Origin of the sequence: Methylobacterium sp. WL116, assembly GCF_008039455.1 — a bacterium.
Taxonomy (GTDB): Bacteria; Pseudomonadota; Alphaproteobacteria; order Rhizobiales; family Beijerinckiaceae; genus Methylobacterium.
Genome location: NZ_VRUV01000504.1, coordinates 1 through 3,306, shown reverse-complemented (window position 1 = coordinate 3,306; position 3,306 = coordinate 1). Strand labels below are relative to the sequence as shown.

At 73.9% G+C, this 3,306-nt stretch carries 5 protein-coding genes; 2 read left to right on the top strand and 3 right to left on the bottom strand.

Features of this window, described 5'->3' with window-relative positions:
- Position 1: 1 nt before the first annotated feature.
- A complete protein-coding gene (locus FV223_RS23585; RefSeq protein WP_246689775.1) occupies positions 2-898 on the top strand; it encodes a prephenate/arogenate dehydrogenase family protein in 897 nt (298 codons plus the stop codon).
- Positions 899-956: 58 nt separating this feature from the next.
- Positions 957-1,379 carry a PaaI family thioesterase gene (locus tag FV223_RS23580; protein WP_147729261.1) on the top strand — a complete coding sequence of 141 codons (423 nt, stop codon included), beginning with the start codon at positions 957-959 and terminating at the stop codon, positions 1,377-1,379.
- A 60-nt stretch (positions 1,380-1,439) separates the two neighbouring features.
- Here FV223_RS23580 and FV223_RS23575 read toward each other — a convergent pair whose 3' ends face one another.
- The 3 genes from FV223_RS23575 to ribD all read right to left on the bottom strand — a co-directional run.
- The gene (locus FV223_RS23575) at positions 1,440-1,712 is read right to left on the bottom strand and encodes a hypothetical protein (RefSeq protein ID WP_147729260.1); all 273 of its coding nucleotides are present in this window, start codon (positions 1,710-1,712) and stop codon (positions 1,440-1,442) included.
- Complete coding sequence (locus FV223_RS23570) at positions 1,709-2,338, bottom strand: riboflavin synthase (RefSeq protein ID WP_147729259.1); 630 nt, start codon at positions 2,336-2,338, stop codon at positions 1,709-1,711. The genes FV223_RS23575 and FV223_RS23570 overlap by 4 nt, the downstream gene beginning before the upstream one ends.
- 3 nt (positions 2,339-2,341) lie before the next feature.
- Positions 2,342-3,306 (bottom strand): bifunctional diaminohydroxyphosphoribosylaminopyrimidine deaminase/5-amino-6-(5-phosphoribosylamino)uracil reductase RibD (gene ribD / locus FV223_RS23565; RefSeq protein ID WP_246689774.1); only part of this gene is annotated, 965 nt, incomplete at its 5' end.

The window sequence follows — 3,306 nt, the reverse complement described above, 5'->3', positions numbered from 1 at the left end:
CCTGATCGGCTCGTCGATCGCCCGCGGCGCCCGCCGCTACGGGCTGGCCGAGCGCATCGTCGCGATCGACGCGGACGCCGCCGTCCGCGCGCGGGTGCTCGATCTCGGCATCGCCGACGACGTCACCGGCGATGCCGCCGCGGGCGCGGCGCTGGCCGACCTCGTGATCCTGTGCGTGCCCGTCGGCGCCATCGGCCCGGTCGCCGCCGCGATGGCGCCGCACCTGAAGCCGGGTGCCGTCGTCTCGGACGTCGGCTCGGTGAAGGCGTCGGTCGTCGCGGCCGTCACCCCGCACCTGCCCGACGGCATCGTGTTCGTGCCCGGCCATCCGGTGGCCGGCACCGAGTATTCCGGGCCGGATGCCGGGTTCTCGACGCTGTTCTCCGGGCGCTGGTGCATCCTGACCCCGCCGGAGGACGCGCCCGAGGCCGCCGTCGCGCGGGTGCGCGCGCTGTGGCAGGGGCTCGGCGCCGTCGTCGAGACGATGACGCCGGAGCACCACGACCTCGTGCTCGCCATCACCAGCCACGTGCCGCACCTGATCGCCTACAACATCGTCGGCACCGCCGCCGACCTCGAGCAGGTGACGCAGTCCGAGGTGATGAAGTTCTCGGCCGGCGGCTTCCGCGACTTCACCCGCATCGCCTCCTCGGACCCGACGATGTGGCGCGACATCTTCCTCAGCAACCGCGAGGCGGTGCTGGAGATGCTCGGGCGCTTCAGCGAGGACCTCTCGGTGCTGACCCGTGCGATCCGCTACGGCGACGGCGCGGCCCTGCACGACCTGTTCACCCGCACCCGCGCGATCCGCCGGGGCATCGTCGCGCAGGGGCAGGAGACGGCCGAGGCCGATTTCGGCCGCGCGCGCGCGGCCGAGGGCGTTCCCAAGGCGGGGTGACCCGCGATCCCGGTCGCCCGCCTTGCCGCCGGCGCACCGCCATGCTGGAACGGCCCTCATGACCGCGATGACGCTTGCCGAGACCCGCGACTTCCTCGACCGGGAGTTCCCGCAGATGCAGGCGGGCGGGCGCGCCTACCACCTGGAGGCCGTCGGCCCGCTGACCGCGCGGATGCGGCTCGACGGCGACGCGCGCTTCCTGCGCCCGGGCGGCACGCTGTCCGGCCCGTCGATGATGGCGCTGGCCGACTATGCGCTCTACGCGGCCATCCTCGCCCAGATCGGCCCGGTGGCGCTCGCGGTGACCACGAGCCTGACCTTCAACTTCCTGCGCAAGCCCGCGGGGCTGGTGCTGATCGCCGACGTGACGCTGCTGAAGCTCGGCCGGCGCCTCGCCGTCGGCGAGGTGCGGATCACGGCGCCGGGCTCGGACGACCTCGTCGCCCAGGCGAACGGCACGTACTCGATCCCGCCGCGGTGAGGGCCTACCGATCCGCGTAGCGGGACCACAGCATGACGCCGAAGCCGACGGCGACCGCCATCAGCGGCGCGACGACGAAGGCCACGATCTGAATGTCGGCCATGGCTGCAGCCTTCCACGAATGATGCGCGCGCACCCGTAGAGGGCGATGCTCGCAAGGAAGAAGATCGCGATGCCTCCCGACAGCGTCAACGCCGACAGGTTGGACCGTCCCGAAACCCCGAAGACGGTCGCAACGAGCGCCGCGACCACGCCCGCGGTGAACAGGCCGCCCGCGGCGGTGTTCAGGTAGGCGGCGGAGAGCTTGATCCGCTCGTTCGAAATCAGGCTCACGCCGCGCTCCCGCGGCCCTCCGCGAGCCGCGCGGCGTAGCGCGCGATCAGGTCGACCTCGAGGTTCAGCCGGTCGCCGACGCGGCGCTCGCCCCAGGTGGTGACCTCCAGCGTGTGCGGGATCAGCAGGACCGAGAAGGTGTCGCCCTCGACCGCGTTGACGGTCAGCGACGTGCCGTCGAGGCAGACCGAGCCCTTCTTGGCGATGAAGTGGGCGACCCCGGCGGGCGCCCGCAGGGTGAACCGTTCGCTCGCGCCCCAGGCGCCGGCGGTGACGGTCTCGCGGGCGAAAATCTCGGCGACGCCGTCGACGTGGCCGGTGACGAGGTGGCCGCCGAGCTCGTCGCCGATCTTCAGCGAGCGCTCCAGGTTGATTCGGGTGCCGGCCTCCCACCCGCCGACCGTGGTCAGCGCCAGCGTCTCGGCGGCGGCGTCCACCGCGAAGACGCAGCCGCCCTCGGCCGGCTCGATCGACACCGCCGTAAGGCAAGGGCCGGAGCAGGCGATCGAGGCGCCGAGCGCGATCGTGGCCGCATCGTAGGCGGCGCGGATCGTGAGGCGGCGCATCCGTGCATCGCCCGAGACCGAGAGCACCGTTCCGACGTCGCTGACGAGACCCGTGAACATCGCTTAAGCCTCACTCCGTTCGTAGGTCACGGCCCGGTCCGCCCCGAGGTCGAGGGACTGGGCGATCCGGAACCGTCCGCTCTCCAGCGCCTGCCCGAGATGCGGGCCGACCGCCGGCAGGCCGCCCTGCGGACCGCAGGTGCCGGGCCCGGTGATCAGGGTGCAGGAATCCACGAGATCGGCCTCGGTCAGCGCGTCGGCAAGGTGAGGGCCGCCCTCGCTGCAGAGCCGCGTCAATCCGCGCTCGCCGAGCATCGCCAGCGCCGCGTGCAGGTCGACCCGCCCGCGCGCGTCGGCGGCGACGCGCACCACCGCGACGCCGAGCGATTCGAGCATCCGCTTGGCATGGGCCGGGGCGCTCCGCGTCGTCACGACCAGCGTCGGGACGTCGTGGGCGCCGCGCACGAGCACGCTCGACGGCGACAGCCGCAGCTGCGAATCCAGCACCACCCGCAGCGGCGAGCGACCGCCGAGGCCGGGCAGGCGCACGGTGAGCGAAGGGTCGTCGGCGCGCGCCGTGCCGATGCCGATCAGGATCGCGTCGGCATGGGCCCGCCACAGGTGCACCGCGCCGTCGGCGATCGCGCCGGTGATGCGCAGGCGCGCCGTGTCGGAGGCGGCGGCGAACCCGTCCCGCGTCCGGGCGAGCTTGAGGTGGAGGTGGGGCCGCCCGTGGGTGATCCGCGCCACGTGCCCGGCATGGTCGCGCCGGGCCTCGGTGCCCAGCAGCCCGGTCTCGACCCGGATGCCGGCCGCCCGCAGGAGCGCGTGGCCGCGGCCGGAGACCCGCGTGTCGGGATCCTCCATCGCGCTGACGACCCGCGCGATGCCTGCCGCGACGATCGCGTCGGTGCAGGGCGGCGTGCGGCCGTGATGCGAGCACGGCTCCAGCGTGACGTAGAGGGTCGCGCCCCGGGCCGCCGCGCCGGCATCGGCGAGCGCCAGGGGCTCGCCGTGCGGGCGGCCGC